Source organism: Janthinobacterium sp. JF4, assembly GCF_059617925.1.
Window position 1 is genome coordinate 311,086 of sequence record NZ_JCAQAV010000002.1, and the last position, 20,563, is coordinate 331,648.

Below are 20,563 nucleotides of genomic sequence, written 5' to 3' on the forward strand. Positions count from 1 at the left end.
CTTATCTGACGAGCTGATTGATTTCGATAATCGGCATCAGCACGGCCAGCACGATCAGCAGCACCACCACGCCCATCGCCAGGATCAGGGCCGGCTCCAGCAGGCCGGCGATCGTCAGGGTACGGCGTTCCAGGTCCTGCTCCTGCGCGCTGGCGGCCCGTTCCAGCATGGCCGGCAGCTCGCCCGTGATTTCGCCGGCGCGTATCATGTGGATCAGCATGGGCGGAAAATGCTTTTGCGCCGACAGCGCGCGCGCCAGGCTCACGCCCTCGCGCACGGCGCCGCTGGCCTCCTGCACCAGCTCCTGCATCGCCACGTTGGTGAGCGTGTCGCGGCTGGTGTCAAGCGCGCGCAGGATCGGCACGCCGGAACCCGTGGTGATGGCCAGGGTGCTGGCGAAACGCGCCGTGTTCAGGCTGCGCTCGAATTTTCCATACAAGGGCGCCGTCAGCAGCCAGGTATGCCAGCGCCGCTTCAGGGCCGGCTGCTGCAGCGCGCGACGCCAGGCGAACCAGGCGCCGACCAGAATCAGCGCCACGACGATGCCGTAGTGGCGCACGAAGTCCGACAGCGCCAGCATGATCACCGTCAGCATGGGCAGCTTCTGCTTGGTATTGGCGAACACGGAGACGATCTGCGGCACCACATAGGTAAGCAGGAAAATGACGATGGAAAACGCCACCACCGTGACGATGGCCGGATACGTGAACGCCAGCTTGACCTTCTGCACCAGCGCGTTGCGCCGCTCGATGTAGTCGGCCAGGCGCGAGAGCACGCGCGACAAATGGCCGATCTGCTCGCCCGACGCCACCAGGGCCCGGTAAATTTCCGCGAAATCGCGCGGATGGCGCGCCAGCACGTCGGAAAACGCGGCGCCGCCGATCACTTCCGAGCGGATCGAGGCGATCAGGTCGCGCAGATACGGCCGCTCGGCCTGTTCCAGCAAGGCGGAAAAGGCCTGCTCCAGCGGCAGGCCCGCTTCCAGCAGGCTGGCCAGCTGGCGCGTAAACAGGGCCAGCTCGGTGCTCGACAGGCGTTCGCCGAAGCCGCGCCGTTTGGTTACGCCGGCGGCGTCAACCTGCGCGGTGATCGGCTCGACGGCCAGCGGCACCAGGCCTTGCACGCGCAGCTCGGCGCGCGCGGAACGGGGACTGTCGGCATTGAGCACGCCCTTGCGGGTGGCGCCTTGCGCGTCGACGGCTTCATAGCGGAATGCGGGCATGGTGGCGGGCCTAGTCTTTGGTCACGCGCAGCAATTCAGCCTGCGTGGTGGTGCCGTCGCGCAGCCAGCGTTCGCCGTCGTCGCGCATGCTCGTCATGCCATCCTGCAGGGCCACCGCGCGCACTTCCGCTTCCGAAGCGCGATTGTGGATCTGCGCGCGGATCTGCTCCGTCGTGCGCAGCAGCTCATACACCCCCACGCGGCCCTGGTAACCCGTCTGGCCGCAATGCTCGCAGCCGACCGCCTGCCAGTATTGCCCGTCGAAGGTCTTGCAGGAACCGCACAATTTGCGCACCAGGCGCTGCGCCAGCACGCCGAGCAGCGACGACGACAGCAGGAACGGTTCGATGCCCATGTCGAGCAGGCGCGTGACGGCCGCCGACGCGTCGTTGGTGTGCAGGGTCGCCAGCACCAGGTGGCCCGTCAAGGATGCCTGCACGGCGATCTGCGCCGTTTCCAGGTCGCGGATCTCGCCGATCATGATCACGTCCGGGTCTTGCCGCAAAATCGCCCGCAGCGCCTTGGCAAAGGTCATGTCGATACGCGGATTGACTTGCGTCTGGCCCACGCCGGCCAGGTCGTACTCGATCGGGTCTTCCACCGTCAGGATGTTCGTGGTGGTGGCGTTGAGCATCGACAGCGCCGCATACAGGGTCGTCGTCTTGCCCGAGCCGGTCGGCCCCGTGACGAGCACGATGCCGTGCGGCTGCGTGATCAGGCCGTCGAACTGCCCCAGCATGGGCGCGCTCATGCCCAGGTGCTGCAGGTCGAGGCGGCCCGCTTCCTTGTCCAGCAAACGCAATACGGCCCGTTCGCCATGCCCGGTGGGCAGGGTCGAGACGCGCACGTCGACGGGCTTGCCGCCCACGCGCAGGGTGATGCGGCCGTCCTGCGGCAAGCGCTTTTCGGCGATGTCGAGCTGCGCCATGATCTTGATGCGCGAGATCAGCGAACCGTGGATGGCCTTGCGCGGACGCACCACGTCGCGCAGGCTGCCGTCGATGCGAAAGCGCACGACGGAGGTCTGCTCGAACGGCTCGATGTGGATGTCGGACGCGCCTTCGCGCAGCGCCTGCGTCAGCAGCGCGTTGATCATGCGGATGACGGGCGCGTCGTCGGACGATTCGAGCAAGTCCTCGATGGCCGGCACGTCCTGCAGCAGTTTTGTCAAATCCAGGTCGGCGTCGAATTCATCGGCCATCTGCGACGCGTCGCCGCCGCCGCCCGCGTAGGCGCCGGCAATGGCCGCATCGAGGTCGCCGCGCGGCAGCACCGTCAGCTGGATCTGGCCGAAACGGCGCGACACTTCGGCGATCGCCGCCGGCGCCGTCGATGCGGCCACCAGCACCTCGACGGGGGCGCCGTCGACGGCGCCGGGCCGCGCCAGCAGGCCGAAATCGCGCGCGTAGGCGTAGGGAAGCAGATTGCTCATGGCTGTCCCATCACTTCTGCGGCGGCTGCTGTTGCGGCTGCTGCTGATACTGCTGCAGCAACGGCTGCGGCGGCGTGGCCGCGTTGGCCGGCGCGCCTGGCGGCGGCGTCGGCGCCGGCGGCACGGGACGCGTCACCATGTTGCCGCCCACCGGCTGGCCATCCTGCAAGGCCGGCAGCACCGGCGTGCCCAGGTCTTTCAGCATCAGATTGCCCGTGGCCGGCACGGCGGCCGTCTCGGCCGAGCGCATGTAGTCGTAGCGGTCGGCCGCCAGGCTGCCGCTCTGCTCCTTGTTGCGCACGATGACGGGGCGCAGGAAGATCATCAGATTGGTTTTCTTGCGCTCGCGCGTCTGGTACTTGAACAGGTTGCCGATCAGGGGAATGTCGCCCAGGCCGCGCACTTTTTCCGCATTGTCGCCCGTGCTGTCCTCGATCAGGCCGCCCAAAACAATGATCTGGCCATCGTCGGCCAGCACATTGTTTTCGATCACGCGGTTGTTGATGGTGATGCCGCTGACGGCCGTCGACGTGGATTTGTCCACGCTCGACGTCTCGTGATAGATGCCCAGCTTGATGGTGCCGCCTTCGGAAATCTGCGGACGCACCTTCAGGGTCAGGCCCACTTCCTTGCGGTCGATGGTCTGGAACGGGTTCGTGTTGGTGCCGGCCGTGCTGGTGTACTGGCCCGTCAGGATAGGCACGTTCTGGCCCACCTTGATGGTCGCCAGCTCGTTGTCCAGCGTGATCAGGTTCGGCGTCGACAGGATGTTTGCGTTGCCGTCCGATTCCAGCGCATGCGCCACGGCGCCCAGGCCCAGCGCGCCGTTGATCTGCTTGAAGATGCCGACAGTCAGGCCGCCCGTCGGCAAGACCTTGCCGCCGCCCGTGGCGATGGCGGCGATGTTGTTGGTGGTGCCGGAGGCGAACGACTGCAGCGCGCCCACGCGGTAGTTGCTGCTGCTGTCGCCGGAAAGTCCCAGCCACTGCACGCCGAACTCGGATGCCTTGGCCGACGTCACTTCGACGATCAGCGCCTCGATGTAGACCTGCGCGCGGCGCACATCGAGCTGGTCGATCACGGCGCGCAGGTTGCGGTAGACGGCCTCGTTGCAGGTCAGGATCAGGGTGTTGGTGGAGGCGTCGGCCTGGATGAAGCCGGCCGCGCCGCCCGAGGACAGCTGCTGCGGCCCGTTGCTCAGCGACGCGCCGCCCGAGGTGCCGCTTTGCGTGTTGCCGCCCAGGCCAGTGCTGTTCATGCCGCCGCCCTGGCTATTCTGGTTGTTCGTATTCAGGCTGTTGCTGGTTGGCTGCTGCGCCGAGGCGGCCGTGCCGTCCGACGTCACCACCGAGCGCAGGGTCTGCGCCAGCTTGGTGGCGTCCGCATTCTTCAGGTACACCACGTGCACGTTGCCCAGCTGCGTGGTGGGCTGGTCCAGCTTCGAGATCAGCGACTTGGCCAGGTTGGCGCGCGCCGCCGACGGCGCGCGCAGCACCAGCGAATTGGTGCGCGGGTCGGCCAGCACGGACACCTTGCCCGCGTCGGCCCCTGCGCCGGCGCCCGCATTGCCGCCTTCCATCAGTTTGTTCACCATCGAAGCCAGGTCGGACGCGATGGCGTAGCGCACGGGGATCACGTCCAGGTCCGTCGAGGCGGGCACGTCGAGCGCGGCGATGATCTTCGCCAGGCGCTTGAGGTTATCCGCGTAATCGGTGATCACCAGCGAGTTGTTGCCCGGGTTGGCGTTGATCGTGTTGTTCGGCGAAATCAAGGGGCGCAGCACGGCCAGCAGGTTGGCCGACGATTCGTAGTTCAGGTAAAACACCTGGGTGGCGATCTGGTCGCCCTTCACCTGGCTGGCGCCGTTGCCCACCTGGGTCGGCACGGATTGCAGCTTGGCGTCCGCTTCCGGTACCACTTTCGCATAGCCGTCGCCGGAGACCACCGCATAGCCCTGCAGGCGCAAGGCCGAGGCCAGCAGCGCGAAGGCCTGCGTCTTGCTGATCGATTTTTCCGATACCAGCGTGATCGTGCCCTTGACGCGCGGGTCGATGACGAAATTGATGTTGGTGTAATGACCCACCGCCTTGATCACCGACTCGATGTCGGCGCCGACGAAATTGAGCGCCGCTTCGTCGCCAGGCGCGGCCCAGACGGGTGCCGGCATGCCGGCCACGGAACAGCACAGCAAGGCGGCGGCCGACAGGCGACGCAGCGAGAAGGTGGATTTATTTGGGCTCACGGATGGTTTTTTCATTGTCTGAACTCTAAGGCGATGATGTTTTTTTCGCTATTGCTACGGCGCTGTCCCAGCAAATTCAACAAACTCGCCAAGGTCTCTTCATATCCTGCTGCGGCCTGGGCCTGGCCGGAAAACTGCATGCGCCCCTGTTGCAGGCTGCCGCTGCCGTCGAGCAGCAGCGGTCCCTTGATGGAGCGCAGTGTCAACGTCGCCTGCTGCCCCTGCCAATCGAAATCGAGCTCGTAGCTGCCCAGCGGACGCAAGGACGACAGGCGCGAGGCCATGTCCGTCATCTGCAAGGTGGTGCGGCCGACGGCGGAAAACTGCTGGTTTTCCAGGGCCAGCTGCAGGGTGCTCCACGACAGGCGCATGCTGCCCGTCGGCGCCACGGTGTTCAACGGTGCGCCAAGGCCGCCCAGGCCATCGGCCGGCAGCAGCAGGGCCGCCGGGCTGACCTGCCAGTGCGACCACGAGCCGCGCAGGTTGACCGGCTGCGACAGCGCCAGCGCATTCTGCAGCTCCACGTCCACCGATCCCCACAGCACGGACGGCGAAATGCGCCAGCTGAAGCGCCCCGGCAGCAGCGGCGTCACGGCGCCGTTCGCGCTGGCCGCCCCACCGATGAAGGCCGAGCCGCGCCACAGGGTACCTTGCGCGTCGCCCAAGGTCAAACGTCCGCCCGTCTGCTTTTCCACGATACTGGCCACCCAGCCGGCCGGGAAAAACACCAGCAGGGTGATGCAGACGCTGACGACGATGGCCAGCAGCCAGCCAAGCAGGCGCATCATCGCGCCGCGCCCGGGCTCTGGTGCAGGCTCAAGCTGGCATCGACCAGCCCCGCCTTGCCCTGCGCCGTGATCTTCGCTTCCTGCACCGCCACGCGGCCTTCGCGGCGCAAGCCGTCCAGCCACAGCATGACGCTGGCAAACGGCACGCCGTTCAACTGCACGCGCGCGTACTCGCCCGTCAGCGACAGCGACTGCGGCGCCAGGCCGCGCGCCTTCAGCGACGCGTCGAGACTGTCGCGGCTCATGGGAGCGACCTGCACGGGCGCCTGGCGCGCCAGCTCGCCCGCTTCACGCGCCAGCGCCTGCAGCTGGGCCGCGTTCTGGCGCAGCTCGGGCAAGCTCTTTTGCAAGGCGATGCGGCCCATCCAGGCCGGCTCGAAGAATACGGCGTAGACGAGGGCCAGCCCCGCCACCACGCCGCCGATGGCCAGCAGCTTGCGCTCCTGCTGCGTGCGCTCGGCCCAGAAGGCCTGCACATTTTGCTGTTGTCCCGCCAGCGCGGCGCGCGCCTTGTTGACTGCTGCACTCATGCTTTTGCTCCCGTGGTCGGCGTGATCTTCCACACGCCCGGCGCCGTTTCATTCAAGACCAGCTTGCGCGCGGCCAGGCCATCGCGCACCTGCGACTGGGCGCTGGCGTCGACCATGTCCGGCTTCAGCCTGACGATCAGGCTGCGCTCGCGGTATTCCAGCGATGCCACCACGCCGCGCCCGACCAGACCGCCCAGCGCCTCGCCCAGCGCCGCGCTCATGCTCGTAAAATCATCCATGCTGGCTTGCCCGCCCTGCAGGCGGGCAGCGGCGATATTGCGCCGCATCTGCTCCGCTTCCAGCCCATACACGGGCGCTTCGTTCGGATACGCGGCCTTGAAGGTTTGCTGCATCGAGGTGCGCACAGTGGCGGCCTCGCGCTTCAGCCGCATCCATTCGATATTCATGCCGGCCAGGTTGACGATCACGGCCAGCAGCGCCAGACGGATGGGCCAGCGCCAGCGGCGCCATTCGGTGGCCGAGCCCGTCGCCGTGCCCAAGGCGCCGGCCAGGTCCAGTCCCGCGCCCTTGGCGCCGGCGATCCAGTGCGCCCAGTGGTCAGGCTCCAGCGTCACGCCCTCCATGCCGGCGGCCAGCTGCTGATACTGCGCCAGCTCGGCCTGCGCCACATACACCGTCAGCGGCACGTCGCCGGCAAACGCGCGCGTCGTCAGCAGCGCCTGCTGCGGCTGGGCCGGCAAGACCAGGCCCAGGCCCTCTTGCGGCGCCTGGCGCAAGGCCAGTTCCAGGCTGTCGCCGGCCGCATGCAAGGAAGCCGTCACGCTGCCCGGCTGCAAGGGCAGGCACAGTTGCGACGGCAGCAGCGCCACCTTGCGCGCGCCCTGCGCCAGCAAAGCCTTCACGAGTACCTCGGCCCAGGCGCGCTGCGCCACGGCGACCGTGCGCATGCCGGCAGCATCGGGCGCGCCGGCGGCCAGCAGGCAATCCTGGGTGTCGCCGAGGATGTGCTCTTCCACCAGGCCCGGCAAGGCCGCGCGCAGGCGGGCACCGGCCAGCGGCGGCGTTTTCAGGCGCAGCAGGGTCACGTCGGCGGCCGCCAGCAGCAGCACCACCTGCTTCGCGCCGGCGATCAGCTGGCCCAGGCTGCCCAGCGGCGCGCTGCCCTGCTGCAACAGGGCGCCGCCGTCGCCGGCCAACGCGAAGGAGCAGGCAGGCGCGCTGTCGGTGGACGCCTTGGCCGGGTGACGGATATACAGTATTGTCAAAGTGACTCGCTTTCAGCTGTTAATTTTCCCGCAGCCACACCAGGCTGGTGGTGCGCTGCGGATCCGTTTTACGATTGACGAGCGCCACGGCGTCGAGGGCGGCGCGGTCCAGTCGCACGCGGATGACGGTGAGGAAATAGCGGCTCTTCACGTCAAGCTCGATGCCGTCAATCAATGCGGCATTGATATTATTCTGGAAATTTAACTTATCGACAAACTTTTTACGCGGATTGCTCAAGGTCAGCGCGCTGGCCTCGGACAGCGACATCATCGTCACGGCCGCCAGCACCTCGGCCGGCGCCGTATTCACGTTCACTGCCGTGATTTCCGGCAGCACGATGATGAAATCGCGCAGCTTTTCGATGATTTGCGGCGTATAGCCGGGCACGGCCAGCAAGTCCTCGACCTGCGTGAAGGCCACCGGTTCGCTGCTGCCGCCCGTGGCGGCGGGGGCGGCGGGGGCCTTGCCATCGCTGCCGGCCGTGCGCGGTTTCGGCCGCGCGCGCAGCACGGCGTCGGCCGTCGCCTGCGCCAGGGAACTATCGAGCTGCATGTTTGACAATAGGCGCTGGTAGGCCAGCACCTGCTTCGGATTGATGCCGCCCGTGGCGTCGACCAGGTTGGTAATATTAAACCGCGCCTGCGCGTCGAGGGCGCGGCCCGAGACGGTGGCGTCGAATTTTTCCGTGTCGACCTTTTCGCGGTCCACATAATCGTCGAGCCGCGCTTCCTCGATGGGCGTGGCCCATACGCCATCAAGCGCCGTCAGCATGGGATTGTCCTGGCGCAGCCAGAAGCGGGCGAAGTCGACCATGCCGCGCATGGCCCACTGCGTCTGCAGACGCAGGCGCTGGTTTTCCATCGAACGCACTTGCACCTGCTGCTGCCAGAACAGGCTGGCGACGACGGTGATGGCCAGCGCCGTCAGCAGCAAGGCCGTGATGACGGCCACGCCGCGCTGGCGCGCGGGGAGCGAAAAGTGCTTCATCCCGGCCCCAATAGAAAGACTTTCGACAGGCCCGCGTCCTGGCCCGGCATCTGCAGGGTCACTTCCAGGCCCGGCACTTGCGTGGAGATGGTGGCGCCCGCCGTCAGCACGTTCCAGGCGCCATTGCTCCAGCCGCGCATGACCATGCTGTCGACGCCCTGCATCAGGGCCACGTCGGCGCCGGAGGTATCGGTATCGTCGCGCGCCGCCTGCCACAGGGTGTCGAGCACGGCCAGGTCGCGCGTGCCGTTCGACTCGCGCCGCGTCAGCACGCCGCCGCGCAGGCGGTAAGTGACCACTTGCAACTGCTGCGGCTCCTGTTCCGATGCGGCCAGGCGCACCAGGGTCAGGCGGTCATTTTCCGCCGACAGGTTGATGCGGCCATTCAGCAGGGTATTGCTCTGGCCGGCGCCGGCCAGGTGGTCGCAATCGCTCTGCATCTGGGCAAACGCCAGCTGCATGCCGCGCGCCTGTTCCAGCTGGCTGGTCAGCACTTCGCGCGAGCGCATGATGCTGTCCAGGCCGCGCCAGCCCAGCACGGCGACCATGGCCAGGATGCCGATCGCCACGAGCAGCTCGATCAGGGTGAACCCCTTGGCGGGAAGGTGACGGCGCGCCATCAGTCGTTAAAAGAAAGTAACACCAGGCGCACGATGCGCCGGGCCGGATACTGCGCGTCATAGACGTTGACGCGCACTTGCCGGATGCGGGGATTCGGCGTGGCCACCACTTCCTCTTCACAGATCAGTTTCAGATCGCCCTGCGGGCAATCGACCGTGCGCTTGCCCGTCTGCGGGAACGTCTTCGCCAGGCGCAAGCGCACCAGGTGATTTTCCGCCGACCAGGTGGCCATCATGGCGCTGCGCAAGCCGTCGCTGTTCTGCGTCAGGCTGCCGACGGCGCGCAGCGAGGCGCCCAGGGCCGTGCCGACGATGACGAGGGCGACCAGGACTTCCAGCAAAGTGAAGCCGCGCTGGCGGCCATGACGTGGGAGCCGCATCATTGCTCGACCGTGAAGTGGCCGATGCCGTCGGCGCGGATGGCCACGCTGCGCTCGCCGCTGGCCAGGGTCAGCACGAAAGGCTTGTCGACCGGTTCGCGGCCGAAGATGATGCGCAGCGGCTGGGCCACGCTGTTCGAGGGCTGCACACTGAGCAGCATGGGCGTGTTGGCAAACGCCCGCTCGCGCAGCAAATCGTCCTGCGTCACGGGTTGCCACAGCTTTTCATTGAGGACCAGGAAACGGTATTGATTTTCGTCAGCCTCGAATGCCACCTGCCGGCTGCGCACGATGGCTTCATCGCGCGCCAGCTGCAGCAGCAGGGCGATGCGCTCGGCTTCCTTCTGCAGGGCTTGCTGGCCATTCGGCATGGCGTTCAGCGACACCAGGCCCAGGGTGACGCCGATGATGACCATCACCACCAGCAGCTCGATCAGCGTGAAGCCGCTGGCGCGTGGCCGGGGCAGTGCGCGACCGGTGGTCATGGCGGGCATGCAATGGAAAACTTACAGTTCCCAGGAGCCGATATCGGCATCGTCGCCGCTACCGCCAGGCTGGCCGTCGGCGCCCAGCGAGATGATGTCGACTTCGCCCTTCACGCCCGGCGACAGGAACTGGTACGGGTTGCCCCATGGATCCTTCGGCATCTTTTCCAGGTAGCCGCCCGCCTTCCAGCCATTCGCGGCCGGTCCCGTGGTGGGTTTTTCGATCAGCGCCTGCAAGCCCTGCTCGGTAGTCGGGTAGCGCTGGTTATCCAGGCGATACAGTTTCAAGGCTTGCATCACGGTGGCGATGTCGACTTTCGCCGCCGCCACTTTCGACTCGCCCGTGCGGGCGATCAGCTTGGGCACCACCAGCGACGCGAGGATACCCATGATCACCACCACGACCATGATTTCGATCAAGGTGAAGCCGCGCGCGCGGCGCTGGCGTATCGGATGGTTTGCTGCGTTTTGCATAAGAAAGAGAGAAGAAGGTGAGTAATGAGAGCAGAGTATAAAGCGGAAATATGACAATGCCTGTCATATAGGGAAAAATTTGTGCGGAGGCTGTCAGGCCGGCAAGACCACTTCGCCGCAAACGGCGCAGCCGGGGTCGCGCGCGACGCGCATGCTGCTCCATTCCATGTGCAAACCGTCGAGCAGCAGCAGCCGTCCGGCCAGCGATTCGCCCACGCCCATGATGAGTTTCAGCGCCTCGGCCGCCTGCATGGCGCCCACCACGCCGACCAACGGCGCGAACACGCCCATGGTCGAGCACGCCTCGTCCGTGAACTGCTGCTCCTGCGGAAACAGGCAGGAGTAGCACGGCTGGGTGCCCGCGCGCGGGTCGAACACGCTCACTTGCCCATCGAAACGGATCACGGCACCCGACACCAGCGGCACCCTGGCCGCCACGCAGGCGCGGTTGACGGCATGGCGCGTGGCGAAGTTGTCGGTGCAGTCGAGCACCACCGTGGCTGACAAGACCAGTTCGGCCAGGCGCGCGCCGTCGAGGCGCTCCCGCAGGGCGACGATATCGATCTCGGGATTGATGCCGGTCAAGGTCTCGCGCGCCGACAGCACTTTCGGCTGCCCCACGCGCTGTGTGGTGTGGGCGATCTGGCGCTGCAGGTTGGTCAGGTCGACCGTGTCGTCATCGACAAGGGTCAGCTTGCCGACGCCGCTGGCGACCAGATACATGGCCGCCGGCGAGCCGAGCCCGCCCGCGCCGATCACCAGCACATGCGCGTCGAGCAAGGCTTGCTGGCCTTCGATGCCGATCTGATCAAGCAGGATATGGCGCGAATAGCGCAGCAGTTGGGCGTCGTTCATGGGGTCAGACCCGCCGGGGGGATGCGCCCCAATGGGGCACATCCCGATCGCGAAGCGACTGACCCCGGCACTTGCATTGGGTTAAGCATCACGGCTTCTGCACAGGAATCTTCTTATCGTCGGCCTTGATGTCGGACGCAATTTCCGGCTTGGCGCCGATCTTCTCCGCCTTCGGGTCCACCTTGGCCAGCTGTACCGGCAAGCCCTGGAAGTGGTTCAAGGCTTGCTGCAGCTGGAAATCGTCCTTGGCGCCGTATTCGAGCGGCTTGCGCTTTTTCGCCGTGGCGATCAGGCGCTGCTCTTCTTCCAATTGATCCTGCATGCCTTCCATGGTCGGCTTGGCCGCTTCCGGCATGCCATCGTTGCTGCTCAAGTGTTTTTCCAGGTCCGCCTCGCGCACGCGCAGGCTGTTCCAGCCATCGCCTTCGGCCGTTTCATCGACCAGCAAGTCGGGCACGATGCCGCGCGCCTGGATGGCCCGGCCTTTCGGCGTGTAGTAGCGGGCCGTCGTCAGCTTGACGGCCGTGTCGGCCGTGATCTGGCGCAAGGTTTGCACGGAACCCTTGCCGAACGTTTGCGTGCCGATGACGGTGGCGCGCCGGTAATCCTGCAAGGCGCCGGCGACGATTTCCGACGCGGAGGCGGAACCGGCATTGACCAGCACCACCAGCGGCACGGTTTTCAGCGCGGCCGGCAGCTTGGCCAGCGGGTCGGCCTTGGTGCCCGGCGGCGCATAGAATTCGCGGCGGCCATAAAACACCTGTTTCGATTCCGGCAGCTGGCCCTTGGTCGAGACGATGACGGAGTTACCCGGAAGGAAGGCTGTTGCCACGCCGATGGCACCCGGCACGACGCCACCGGGATCGTTGCGCAAGTCCAGCACTAGGCCCTTGAGCTTGGGGTCTTGCGCATACAGCGCGTTGATCTTTTTGACCATGTCATCGACGGTCGGTTCCTGGAACTGGGCGATGCGCAGCCAGGCATAGCCGGGCGCGACCATCTTGGCCTTGACGCTTTGCACGCGGATTTCCTCGCGCACGATGGGGAAGACCAGCGGGCGGCTTTCGCCCTTGCGCGACATCGTCAGCACCAGCTTGCTGCCGGGCTGGCCGCGCATCTTCTTGATGACCTCCTCCAGCTGCAAGCCTTTCAGCGGGAGGTTGTCGAGACGGGTAATCAGGTCGCCCGCCTGGATGCCGGCCTTGGCGGCAGGGCTGTCCTCGATGGGCGAGACGACTTTCACGTAGCCGTCTTCCATGCTCACTTCGATGCCGATGCCGACAAACTTGCCCTGCACGCTTTCGCGCATTTCCTTGAACGCATTTTTATCGAGGTACACGGAGTGCGGGTCCAGCGACGAGACCATGCCGGAGATGGCTTCCGTCAAGAGTTTCTTGTCTTCCACCTTCTCGACATAATCGGACTTGATCAAGCCGAAGACGTCGGACAGCTGGCGCAGCTCGTCGAGCGGCAGCGGGGCATTCGTGATTTTTTGCGCCACGGCCGGGAACTGCAGCGACATGCCGATGCCGGCCAGTACGCCCAGACCGATCAGGCCGATACTTTTGACTTTGATGCCCATGTCTTCTTCACAATCTACAAATTCGCTGCCGCAGCAATGGTGGGAACTTAAAACTTCACCCAGGTGGCTGGATCGAAGGCGCGGCCCTGATGACGCAGTTCAAAGTATAGCCCTGATTCCTCGTTGCCGCCGCTGTTGCCGGCGCTGGCAATGGCGTCGCCGCCCTTGACGGCGTCGCCCACCCGTTTCAGCAAGGACTGGTTATTGCCATAAATACTCATGTACTGGCCGCCGTGGTCGACGATGATCAAATTGCCGAAACCGCGCAGCCAGTCGGAAAACACGACACGGCCGCCGGCGATGGCGTGGATCTCGCTGCCTTCGCCCGTGCGGATGAACACGCCCTTCCAGCTGGGGCCGTCACCGCGCTTGCTGCCGAAGCGGGCCGCGATCTTGCCCGCCACGGGGGCGCGCAGCTGCCCTTTCAGGCTGGCAAAGGCGCCAGCTGGCGCGGCCGGGCCCAGGCTTGGACGTTCCGGTTCCGGCTTGGGTTCGGGCTTCGGTGCCACCTTGGCCACTTGCGGCGGCTCGTCGTCGTCGATCGGTTCCAGTTTCACGGGCGGCGGTGGCGGCGTTTGCGGCTTGATCTTGCCCGATTTGTTTTGTTGCTCTTTCGCCAGGCGTTCGCGTTCGGCCTGCGCCTGGGCAGCCTTGGCGCGCGCGGCCAGCAGACGCTCGCGTTTTTCCGCCGCGATCTTGGCGTCGGCGGCCGCTTTGGCGGCGGCGCGTTGTTCGGCCAGCAATTGCTGGCGTTTCTTTTCAGCTGCGGCGGCTGCGGCCTGTTCTTCGATCAGTTTCGCCAGCCTGTCGACCAGGTTGCCCATGCGCTGTTCGTCGCGCTCGACATTGCCCACTTCCTTGCGCTGGGCCACCAGGCGCTGCGACAAGCTCGTCAGCAAGGCGGCGCGGCGCGCCTTCTCTTGCACCAGCAGGGCCTTCTGGTCGCGCTCCTCCTGCGCGATTTCTTCCAGTTCATCCTTGGCGTTCTGCACGTCCGCCTGGTTTTTCTCCACCGCCAGCAAATTGGCGCGCAAGGCGTCCAGCAGGCGCGCCTGCGCCTGCGACACATACGCCATCAACTGCAAGTCGCGGTTGATGCGGTTCGGATTGTCGCCCGACAAGAGCAGCTTGATGCGGTCTTCGTTGCCGGCGACATATTGTTCACGAAGCAACTTTGACAGCTGCGCCTTTTGTTTCTCGACCGTGGCCGTCAATTGCTGGTGCTCTTGCCCCAGCGCATTGAGTTTCACGCCCGTCTCGCTTTGTTCCTGCGCCAGGTCGCGCAAGGCGCGGTTGGCGTTGGAAATGGCCTCTTCCGACTCGGCCAGGGTATCGGCCGCGTCGTCCTTGGCGCTTTCCGTGCGGCTGATGTCGCGCTTGAGCGCCGTCAGTTTTTGTTGCAATCCAGCACGTTGTGCTTCCGCGGCCGCCTTCTGCTTGCTGCGTTCGGTGGGCTTGGCGCCCTGCGCGGCACCGCTGGACAGCAGCAGCGCCAGGCACAGCATGGCACCGGCGCGCCACGCCGGCAGGGGTCGTTCAGCAGAGGGGGCGATGGCTGTGCCGCGGAAGAAAGACGACAAAATTACTTGGCCTTCCCTTGGTTCGCCACGGCCGCTTGCGCTGCCGCAATCGCTGCCGGGTCGCCCAGGTAGTAGTGACGGATCGGTTTCAGGTCGGCGTCCAGTTCATACACGAGCGGCTGGCCGTTCGGAATGTTCAGGCCGACGATGTCGCTGTCGCTGATGCCATCGAGCATCTTGATCAGCGCGCGCAGGCTGTTGCCATGGGCCGAGATGATGATCTTCTTGCCGGCGCGAATGGCCGGGGCGATTTCTTCATCCCAGGCCGGCATCACGCGCGCCACGGTGTCTTTCAGGCATTCGGTCAGCGGAATCGACTCTTTCGGCAAGCCGGCGTAGCGCGGATCGTTGAACGAGGCGCGCTCGTCGTCTTCCGCCAGCGGCGGCGGCGGCGTATCGTAGCTGCGGCGCCATACCAATACTTGCTCGTCGCCATACTTGGCGGCCGTCTCGCCCTTGTCCAGGCCTTGCAGGGCGCCGTAGTGGCGCTCGTTCAAGCGCCAGTCGTTCTTGATCGGCAAATACATCATGTCCATCTCGTCGAGCGCCAGCCACAGGGTGCGGATGGCGCGCTTCAGGACGGAAGTGTAGGCCAGGTCGAACGTAAAACCTTCCTGCTTGAGGATCTGGCCGGCGGCCCTGGCTTCGTTGACGCCCTTTTCCGTCAGATCGACGTCGGTCCAGCCGGTGAAGCGGTTATCGAGGTTCCAGGTGGACTCGCCGTGACGCATGAAAACGATTTTGTACATAGTTCTATCTTCTCAAGGGGTTCAAATCAAAAAAGCAAAACGTAAAAAGACCTCGTCCAGCTTCTATTTTATAATGCGCGGATTGACTTAAACCATTGGACCCTACGTGAAATTCATTATCGACCACATTTTTCTGTTTGCCATCGTCATTATTTCCGGCGGCGCCCTCCTCTGGCCACTGCTGTCGATGCGCGGCAAGCGCGCGACCGTGCTGGAAGTCACGCAGCTGATCAACCGCGGCAAGACCATCGTCGTCGACGTGCGCAGCGCGGAAGAATTCGCCACGGGCCACTTGCCTGACGCAAAAAATATTCCGCTGCCGGAACTGGCAAAACGCCTGGGCGAGCTGGAAAAATTCAAAACGCGCCCCATTGTAGTGGTTTGCCAGAAAGGTTCGCGTTCGGCAACCGCCGTTGGCCTGCTGGGCAAAGCCGGTTTCGCTGAGGCAACGAGCCTGGAAGGCGGCCTCGACGAATGGAAAAAGCAGGGTTTGCCATTGAAAACCTTGTCGCTGGCGAAGTAAGCCTGCGCCAGCACTCACATAAGGAAGCATCATGACCGTCCCAGTAATTGTGTATAGCACCGCCGTGTGCCCGTATTGCGTGCGCGCCGAGCGCCTGTTGGAATCGAAGGGCGTGGCCGTGCAAAAGATCCGCGTCGACCTCGACCCGGAAGAGCGCATCAAGATGATGGAACGCACGGGCCGCCGCACCGTGCCGCAGATTTATGTGGGCGACACCCACGTGGGTGGATTCGACGATTTGTATGCGCTCGATCAAGCCGGCAAGCTCGACCCCTTGTTAAATGGCACGGCAGCCTGATATAAAGCGGGTTCGAGAAATTGCTTGGTTTTTTGTCGTATTGTTTTGATACAATTGCCCTCGCACCTGATCTGGCCGTGCCTATCCGGCACGGTTTGAATACCGCAAGTACCATATTTGAACGGTGTGCCGTTCTTGTCCTTTACAACGAAAGCGTTCCATGTCCGACGAAAATCTGCAACCAGTCTTCCAAATCCAACGCGTCTACCTGAAAGACATGTCGCTGGAACAACCAAATTCCCCAGCTATTTTCCTGGAACAAGAAGCACCAGCCATCGAAGTGGCGCTGGACGTGGGCGCTGCGCCTCTGGCCGACGGCATCTTTGAAGCCACCGTGACCATCACCGTGACGGCCAAAGTCGGCGAAAAAGTCGCTTTCCTGGTTGAAGGCAAGCAAGCCGGTATCTTCGAAGCACGCAACATTCCTGCCGATCAACTCGATCCGCTGCTGGGAATCGGCTGCCCGAACATCATCTACCCTTACCTGCGCGCCAACATCGCCGACGTGATCACCCGTGCCGGCTTCCCGCCAGTGCACCTGGCCGAGATCAACTTCGAAGTATTCTACCAACAACGTCTGCAAGCAATCGCTGACGCTGCCGCCGCTGCCCCAGCAGGCGACGCGACGACGCACTAAGCTTCAGGCAAGACCCCGCCGGCCGTCAAGGCTGGCCTGACACGGCGGCCTGGCCGCCGTGTTTCGTTAAGGTTCAAAATATCATGTTGAAAAGTGCGCTCTTGAGCAAGTTCCGCTGGATGGCCGGCGCCGTGCTGCTGCTGGCGACCGCCGCCAGCCACGCCGTCGATTTCAAAACGGTGGGCGCAGCGCCCGTGATCCTGTACGACGCGCCATCGGCCAAGGGCGGCAAGCTGTACGTGGCGCCACGCGGCATGCCGCTGGAAGTCGTGCTCAGCTACGGCGAATGGGTCAAGGTACGCGACGCCAGCGGCGAAATGGCCTGGACGGAAGCGAAGGGCCTGTCGGCCAGGCGCAACGTCGTGGCGCGCGCCGCGAACCTCAAGGTTCGCGCCAGCCCCGACGACAACGCCTCGCCCCTCATCCTCGTCGACAAGGGCGTGCTGCTGGAAATGAGCGAACAGCCCAGTTCCGGCTGGGTCAAGGTGCGCCACAAGGATGGCCAGAGCGGCTACGTCAAGACCAGCGAAGTGTGGGGCCTGTAGGCGCCACCCTGCGCACCGGGGCAGCGGCCTGTTCGTCGCGCCCGTTTTTCCCGCCAGACTGAGGTCGCATGCAAGTTTCTCCCGATACATCTCCCGCCGCCAAGGCCCTTCCCCGCAAGATCACCATCCTCGGCGCCGGCGCCTGGGGCACGGCCGTGGCCATGGCCCTGGCCGGCCGCCACGACGTGCTGCTGTGGGGCCGCAATGGCGAAGCCATGGCCGCCATGGCCGCCAGCGGCGAAAACAGCTATTTGCCGGGCTTCCCTTTGCCGCCGCAACTGCGCATCAGCGCCGATTTCGACGCCGCCGTCGCGCATGCCGGCGGCGAACACGGCCTCTTGATCGCCGCCTGTCCCGTGGCGGGCTTGCGGCCCATGCTGCATCAATTGAAAGACAAGGCCATCGGCAACCTGGTGTGGCTATGTAAAGGCTTTGAAGGCGGCACGGGCCTGCTGCCGCACCAGATCGTGCAGGAAGTGCTGGGCGACAATATCCCTGGCGGCGCCCTGTCCGGCCCTTCATTCGCACAGGAAGTGGCGCGCGGCTTGCCGTGCGCGCTGACCATCGCCTCGCACAGCGCGGCCTTGCGCGGCACCGTCGTCTCGGCCTTGCATGGCGGCACCATCCGCGTGTATGCCAGCGAAGACCTGGTGGGCGTGGAAGTGGGCGGCGCCGTCAAGAACGTGCTGGCCATCGCCACCGGCGTGGCCGACGGCCTGGGCCTGGGCTTGAATGCGCGCGCCGCGCTGATCACGCGTGGCCTGGCGGAAATCACGCGCCTGGGCACGGCCCTGGGTGGCCAGACGGAAACGTTCATGGGCTTGACGGGCATGGGCGATTTGATTTTGACGTGCACGGGCGACCTGTCGCGCAACCGCCGCGTCGGCCTCGGCCTGGCGCAAGGCAAGGCGCTGGAGACCATCGTGGCCGAACTCGGTCATGTGGCCGAAGGCGTGCCGTGCGCCAAGGCCGTGCGCGAACTGGCGCGCCGCATGGGGGTCGACATGCCGATCACCAACGCGGTGGCCGGCGTGCTGTTCGATGGGGACTTGCCGCACGTGATGGTGCAGCAGTTGCTGTCGCGCGATCCGCGCGCTGAGGCGGCCTGAGGCGGCCTGAATCGCCAGGAGAACCTAGCGCCCCGCCTTGGCCATCAGGATCGTCAGCAGCACCAGGCTGTCTTCGCGCGCTTCCAGGGCGTGCGCCTGGCCGCCGAGCAGGTACAGCATCTGCCCCGGCCCCAGCAGGTGCACGCCGCCATGCGCTTCCACCGCCACCTGCCCTTGCAGGCACAGCAAGGTGATTTCACCGAGCACATGATGCTCGGGCATGGTCTTGCCCTTGGGCATGCACATGCGGATCAATTCCAGTTCATCCGTCCTGGCCAGCGCGATGGCGGAAAACTGCGACAGGTCGTCACCCTCCCTGCGCAGCACCTCGATCACCTGTCCTGAACTTGCGTGCTCCAGTGCCATCATGTGCTCCTTCAGCAATTACTCGGTGACTTCCTCCGGCTCTTTCGCGCCGCGCATCCACTCGACCAGCGGCCACGCATCCTGCAAGCCTTCCGCCAGCGTCGGCAGCAGTTTCTCGGGTGCGTTCACGGGCAGCGGCACTTCGGTCCAGACAAAAAAGCTCTTCAGCTTGATGAATTCGATATGTTCGGCGTCCGCCTCGAAACCCTTGGGCGGACGCTGCAACTTGCCCTCGTTCTGGATGGTGCCGAAGCGGGCTTTCAAGCGCTTATTTTTCAGCACTTTGGAAAAACCTGGCGCGTCGTTGACCATGTGTTCGCGCAGCGCCTTCAGGCGGCCAGGCGGCGGCATATATTCGCCGGCGCCGAACAGCAAATTTCCCTGGCCATCGATCTGCAGATAATACGTGGGGCCGCCCGCCTTGCTGGGACGGCGCATGTCGTTCGGCGCAATGGCGGCCGAAAAACGCGTTTTGTACGGGCTCTTGTCGTGCGCGAAACGCACGTCGCGGTTGATGCGGAACATGGCCTTCTTCGGATTGCAGTACTTCACGGCCGGGTCGAACTTGCCCAGCTCACCGATCAGGCTGGTGACCAGCGCGAGGAATTCCTCGCGCAGGATGTCGTAGCGGGGCTTGTTCATGACAAACCAGGGACGGTTGTTGTTGTCGCTCAGTTCACGTAAAAATTGGGTCAAATCACGCACATGCATGTGTCAAATTCCGATCTACAACTATTTGGAAAGCTCTTTCGGGATCGGGCGCTTGCCCACCATCACGTCGAGTGCCGCTTCGCGATTCTTGCGCAGCACCGTCATTTTAGCTTTTCCGCCGGGCGGCAGCTGGGCGATCAGGTTGAGCATTTCCGTCGTGTCGCCCACGGGCTTGCCATCGACGGCCAGCAGGATGTCGCCGGGCACGATGCCCGCCTTGTCGGCCGGGCCGTTGCGCACCACGCCGGCAATGATGGCGCCGCTGGTGCGCTGCAAGTTGAAGCTTTGCGCCAGCTCGGGCGTGATGTCCTGCGTTTCCACGCCGATCCAGCCGCGCACCACGTGGCCATCCTTGATGATGGCTTCCATCACCGTCTTGGCCGTCGAGACGGGAATGGCGAAGCCGATGCCGACGGAGCCGCCGCTTTGCGAATAAATCGCCGTATTGATGCCGATCAGATTGCCGCGCGTATCGACCAGGGCGCCGCCCGAATTGCCGAAGTTGATGGCCGCATCCGTCTGGATGAAGTTTTCAAAGCTGTTGATGTGCAGGTTGTTGCGGCCCAGGGCGGAGATGATGCCCATGGTCACCGTCTGGCCCACGCCGAACGGGTTGCCGATGGCCAGCACCGCGTCGCCCACGCGCGCCAGTTCCGACTGGCCCAGCACGATGACGGGCAGTTTGTCGAGGTCGATCTTGATGACGGCCAGGTCCGTTTCCGGGTCCAGGCCCACCACCTTGGCGGGCGCCTTGCGCCCATCGGTGAGCACCACTTCGATTTCATCTGCGCCTTCGACCACGTGGTTATTCGTCAGCACATAGCCTTCATGGCTGACGATGACGCCCGAGCCGAGGCTGTTTTTCAAGTCCTCGCCATCCTCGCCGTCCGGGTCGCGGTCGCCGAAGAAACGTTTAAAGAAAGGATCGCGCGCCAGCGGATGGACGCCGCGCTTGGGTACTTGCAGGGTGAGGATGTTGACGACGGCGGGCATGGCTCGCGCCGCCGCATCGCGGTAGGAACCGGGCGCCAGGCTGCTCGACGCCGTTTCCACCACGGGCACCGGTTTCGCGGGAGAGCCCAGTTGCTGTACCCGGCTGGCCGGGCGCAACGCGCCGTATACAAAGTACAGCGCCAACGCGATGGTCACGGTTTGCGCAAACAATAACCAGAATCGTCGCATACAGTTCTCTATCCAGATAGCCGGCCGGTGCCGGAACGA

General features: G+C 64.7%; 23 protein-coding genes. 5 read left to right on the forward strand and 18 right to left on the reverse strand.

The genetic code is table 11. From position 1 onward, the window contains the following. Position 1: 1 nt before the first annotated feature. The 15 genes from gspF to gpmA all read right to left on the reverse strand — a co-directional run bounded on the left by gspF (position 2) and on the right by gpmA (position 15,153). Positions 2-1,222, reverse strand: coding sequence for a type II secretion system inner membrane protein GspF (gspF, locus tag AC54AF_RS03190; protein WP_496635306.1), 1,221 nt, complete (start codon positions 1,220-1,222; stop codon positions 2-4). A gap of 10 nt (positions 1,223-1,232) precedes the next feature. Further along, complete coding sequence (gspE, locus tag AC54AF_RS03195; protein ID WP_077398708.1) at positions 1,233-2,654, reverse strand: type II secretion system ATPase GspE; 1,422 nt, start codon at positions 2,652-2,654, stop codon at positions 1,233-1,235. Positions 2,655-2,664: 10 nt separating this feature from the next. Further along, positions 2,665-4,911, reverse strand: coding sequence for a type II secretion system secretin GspD (gene gspD, locus AC54AF_RS03200; RefSeq protein WP_496635308.1), 2,247 nt, complete (start codon positions 4,909-4,911; stop codon positions 2,665-2,667). Then, the gene (locus AC54AF_RS03205; RefSeq protein ID WP_496635310.1) at positions 4,908-5,684 is read right to left on the reverse strand and encodes a type II secretion system protein N; all 777 of its coding nucleotides are present in this window, start codon (positions 5,682-5,684) and stop codon (positions 4,908-4,910) included. Before AC54AF_RS03205 ends, gspD begins: the two co-directional genes overlap by 4 nt. Further along, positions 5,681-6,214 (reverse strand): type II secretion system protein M, encoded by a 534-nt coding sequence (locus tag AC54AF_RS03210; RefSeq protein ID WP_496635312.1) that lies wholly within the window; start codon positions 6,212-6,214, stop codon positions 5,681-5,683. Before AC54AF_RS03210 ends, AC54AF_RS03205 begins: the two co-directional genes overlap by 4 nt. Next, complete coding sequence (gene gspL / locus AC54AF_RS03215) at positions 6,211-7,440, reverse strand: type II secretion system protein GspL (RefSeq protein ID WP_496635314.1); 1,230 nt, start codon at positions 7,438-7,440, stop codon at positions 6,211-6,213. Before gspL ends, AC54AF_RS03210 begins: the two co-directional genes overlap by 4 nt. 19 nt (positions 7,441-7,459) lie before the next feature. Further along, positions 7,460-8,428 (reverse strand): type II secretion system minor pseudopilin GspK, encoded by a 969-nt coding sequence (gspK, locus tag AC54AF_RS03220; protein ID WP_496635316.1) that lies wholly within the window; start codon positions 8,426-8,428, stop codon positions 7,460-7,462. Beyond that, complete coding sequence (locus AC54AF_RS03225) at positions 8,425-9,048, reverse strand: PulJ/GspJ family protein (RefSeq protein ID WP_496635318.1); 624 nt, start codon at positions 9,046-9,048, stop codon at positions 8,425-8,427. Before AC54AF_RS03225 ends, gspK begins: the two co-directional genes overlap by 4 nt. Beyond that, complete coding sequence (gene gspI / locus AC54AF_RS03230; protein ID WP_034783570.1) at positions 9,048-9,431, reverse strand: type II secretion system minor pseudopilin GspI; 384 nt, start codon at positions 9,429-9,431, stop codon at positions 9,048-9,050. The genes AC54AF_RS03225 and gspI overlap by 1 nt, the downstream gene beginning before the upstream one ends. After that, the gene (locus AC54AF_RS03235; protein ID WP_046681998.1) at positions 9,428-9,922 is read right to left on the reverse strand and encodes a GspH/FimT family pseudopilin; all 495 of its coding nucleotides are present in this window, start codon (positions 9,920-9,922) and stop codon (positions 9,428-9,430) included. Before AC54AF_RS03235 ends, gspI begins: the two co-directional genes overlap by 4 nt. A 12-nt stretch (positions 9,923-9,934) precedes the next feature. Continuing rightward, complete coding sequence (gene gspG / locus AC54AF_RS03240; protein WP_035823835.1) at positions 9,935-10,387, reverse strand: type II secretion system major pseudopilin GspG; 453 nt, start codon at positions 10,385-10,387, stop codon at positions 9,935-9,937. A 93-nt stretch (positions 10,388-10,480) separates the two neighbouring features. Then, positions 10,481-11,242 carry a HesA/MoeB/ThiF family protein gene (locus AC54AF_RS03245; RefSeq protein WP_496635321.1) on the reverse strand — a complete coding sequence of 254 codons (762 nt, stop codon included), beginning with the start codon at positions 11,240-11,242 and terminating at the stop codon, positions 10,481-10,483. A gap of 88 nt (positions 11,243-11,330) precedes the next feature. Beyond that, on the reverse strand, positions 11,331-12,824 hold the full coding sequence (locus AC54AF_RS03250; RefSeq protein ID WP_496635323.1) for a S41 family peptidase: 1,494 nt from the start codon (positions 12,822-12,824) through the stop codon (positions 11,331-11,333). Positions 12,825-12,871: 47 nt separating this feature from the next. Then, entirely contained in the window at positions 12,872-14,329 is a 1,458-nt protein-coding gene (locus AC54AF_RS03255; protein WP_496635441.1) for a murein hydrolase activator EnvC family protein, read from the reverse strand. Positions 14,330-14,406: 77 nt separating this feature from the next. Continuing rightward, positions 14,407-15,153 carry a 2,3-diphosphoglycerate-dependent phosphoglycerate mutase gene (gpmA, locus tag AC54AF_RS03260; protein ID WP_496635325.1) on the reverse strand — a complete coding sequence of 249 codons (747 nt, stop codon included), beginning with the start codon at positions 15,151-15,153 and terminating at the stop codon, positions 14,407-14,409. A 106-nt stretch (positions 15,154-15,259) separates the two neighbouring features. Between gpmA and AC54AF_RS03265 the strand changes: the two genes are divergently transcribed. The 5 genes from AC54AF_RS03265 to AC54AF_RS03285 all read left to right on the forward strand — a co-directional run bounded on the left by AC54AF_RS03265 (position 15,260) and on the right by AC54AF_RS03285 (position 18,265). Then, positions 15,260-15,676, forward strand: coding sequence for a rhodanese-like domain-containing protein (locus AC54AF_RS03265; protein WP_131687945.1), 417 nt, complete (start codon positions 15,260-15,262; stop codon positions 15,674-15,676). Between the two features lie 31 nt (positions 15,677-15,707). Continuing rightward, positions 15,708-15,974, forward strand: coding sequence for a glutaredoxin 3 (grxC, locus tag AC54AF_RS03270; RefSeq protein ID WP_034753025.1), 267 nt, complete (start codon positions 15,708-15,710; stop codon positions 15,972-15,974). Between the two features lie 160 nt (positions 15,975-16,134). Beyond that, positions 16,135-16,611 carry a protein-export chaperone SecB gene (gene secB, locus AC54AF_RS03275; protein ID WP_076565035.1) on the forward strand — a complete coding sequence of 159 codons (477 nt, stop codon included), beginning with the start codon at positions 16,135-16,137 and terminating at the stop codon, positions 16,609-16,611. A gap of 83 nt (positions 16,612-16,694) precedes the next feature. Further along, on the forward strand, positions 16,695-17,156 hold the full coding sequence (locus AC54AF_RS03280; RefSeq protein ID WP_131687944.1) for an SH3 domain-containing protein: 462 nt from the start codon (positions 16,695-16,697) through the stop codon (positions 17,154-17,156). Positions 17,157-17,224: 68 nt separating this feature from the next. Next, the gene (locus AC54AF_RS03285) at positions 17,225-18,265 is read left to right on the forward strand and encodes an NAD(P)H-dependent glycerol-3-phosphate dehydrogenase (RefSeq protein ID WP_496635328.1); all 1,041 of its coding nucleotides are present in this window, start codon (positions 17,225-17,227) and stop codon (positions 18,263-18,265) included. Positions 18,266-18,289: 24 nt separating this feature from the next. Here the strand turns inward: AC54AF_RS03285 and AC54AF_RS03290 are convergent, their stop codons facing one another. The 3 genes from AC54AF_RS03290 to AC54AF_RS03300 are packed head-to-tail and all read right to left on the reverse strand — an operon-like array spanning position 18,290 to position 20,524. Next, positions 18,290-18,634 (reverse strand): cupin domain-containing protein, encoded by a 345-nt coding sequence (locus AC54AF_RS03290; RefSeq protein WP_496635330.1) that lies wholly within the window; start codon positions 18,632-18,634, stop codon positions 18,290-18,292. Between the two features lie 15 nt (positions 18,635-18,649). Beyond that, positions 18,650-19,342: a DUF2461 domain-containing protein gene (locus tag AC54AF_RS03295; protein WP_496635332.1), complete on the reverse strand. Its 693-nt coding sequence runs from the start codon at positions 19,340-19,342 to the stop codon at positions 18,650-18,652. Between the two features lie 21 nt (positions 19,343-19,363). Further along, positions 19,364-20,524, reverse strand: a complete 1,161-nt coding sequence (locus AC54AF_RS03300; protein ID WP_496635334.1) for a Do family serine endopeptidase — start codon at positions 20,522-20,524, stop codon at positions 19,364-19,366. Between the last annotated feature and the right edge of the window lie 39 nt (positions 20,525-20,563).

Bases quoted from the DNA above. Each gene is read 5' to 3' on its own strand.
- AC54AF_RS03235 (WP_046681998.1), bottom strand. From the start codon at position 9,922: ATGCCCGCCATGACCACCGGTCGCGCACTGCCCCGGCCACGCGCCAGC.
- gspG (WP_035823835.1), bottom strand. From the start codon at position 10,387: ATGCAAAACGCAGCAAACCATCCGATACGCCAGCGCCGCGCGCGCGGC.
- AC54AF_RS03290 (WP_496635330.1), bottom strand. From the start codon at position 18,634: ATGATGGCACTGGAGCACGCAAGTTCAGGACAGGTGATCGAGGTGCTG.
- gspF (WP_496635306.1), bottom strand. From the start codon at position 1,222: ATGCCCGCATTCCGCTATGAAGCCGTCGACGCGCAAGGCGCCACCCGC.
- AC54AF_RS03225 (WP_496635318.1), bottom strand. From the start codon at position 9,048: ATGGCGCGCCGTCACCTTCCCGCCAAGGGGTTCACCCTGATCGAGCTG.
- grxC (WP_034753025.1), top strand. From the start codon at position 15,708: ATGACCGTCCCAGTAATTGTGTATAGCACCGCCGTGTGCCCGTATTGC.
- secB (WP_076565035.1), top strand. From the start codon at position 16,135: ATGTCCGACGAAAATCTGCAACCAGTCTTCCAAATCCAACGCGTCTAC.
- AC54AF_RS03250 (WP_496635323.1), bottom strand. From the start codon at position 12,824: ATGGGCATCAAAGTCAAAAGTATCGGCCTGATCGGTCTGGGCGTACTG.
- AC54AF_RS03300 (WP_496635334.1), bottom strand. From the start codon at position 20,524: ATGCGACGATTCTGGTTATTGTTTGCGCAAACCGTGACCATCGCGTTG.
- gspE (WP_077398708.1), bottom strand. From the start codon at position 2,654: ATGAGCAATCTGCTTCCCTACGCCTACGCGCGCGATTTCGGCCTGCTG.
- gspD (WP_496635308.1), bottom strand. From the start codon at position 4,911: ATGAAAAAACCATCCGTGAGCCCAAATAAATCCACCTTCTCGCTGCGT.
- AC54AF_RS03210 (WP_496635312.1), bottom strand. From the start codon at position 6,214: ATGAGTGCAGCAGTCAACAAGGCGCGCGCCGCGCTGGCGGGACAACAG.
- gspK (WP_496635316.1), bottom strand. From the start codon at position 8,428: ATGAAGCACTTTTCGCTCCCCGCGCGCCAGCGCGGCGTGGCCGTCATC.
- AC54AF_RS03205 (WP_496635310.1), bottom strand. From the start codon at position 5,684: ATGATGCGCCTGCTTGGCTGGCTGCTGGCCATCGTCGTCAGCGTCTGC.
- AC54AF_RS03285 (WP_496635328.1), top strand. From the start codon at position 17,225: ATGCAAGTTTCTCCCGATACATCTCCCGCCGCCAAGGCCCTTCCCCGC.
- AC54AF_RS03280 (WP_131687944.1), top strand. From the start codon at position 16,695: ATGTTGAAAAGTGCGCTCTTGAGCAAGTTCCGCTGGATGGCCGGCGCC.
- gpmA (WP_496635325.1), bottom strand. From the start codon at position 15,153: ATGTACAAAATCGTTTTCATGCGTCACGGCGAGTCCACCTGGAACCTC.
- AC54AF_RS03245 (WP_496635321.1), bottom strand. From the start codon at position 11,242: ATGAACGACGCCCAACTGCTGCGCTATTCGCGCCATATCCTGCTTGAT.
- gspI (WP_034783570.1), bottom strand. From the start codon at position 9,431: ATGATGCGGCTCCCACGTCATGGCCGCCAGCGCGGCTTCACTTTGCTG.
- AC54AF_RS03295 (WP_496635332.1), bottom strand. From the start codon at position 19,342: ATGCATGTGCGTGATTTGACCCAATTTTTACGTGAACTGAGCGACAAC.
- AC54AF_RS03255 (WP_496635441.1), bottom strand. From the start codon at position 14,329: ATGCTGTGCCTGGCGCTGCTGCTGTCCAGCGGTGCCGCGCAGGGCGCC.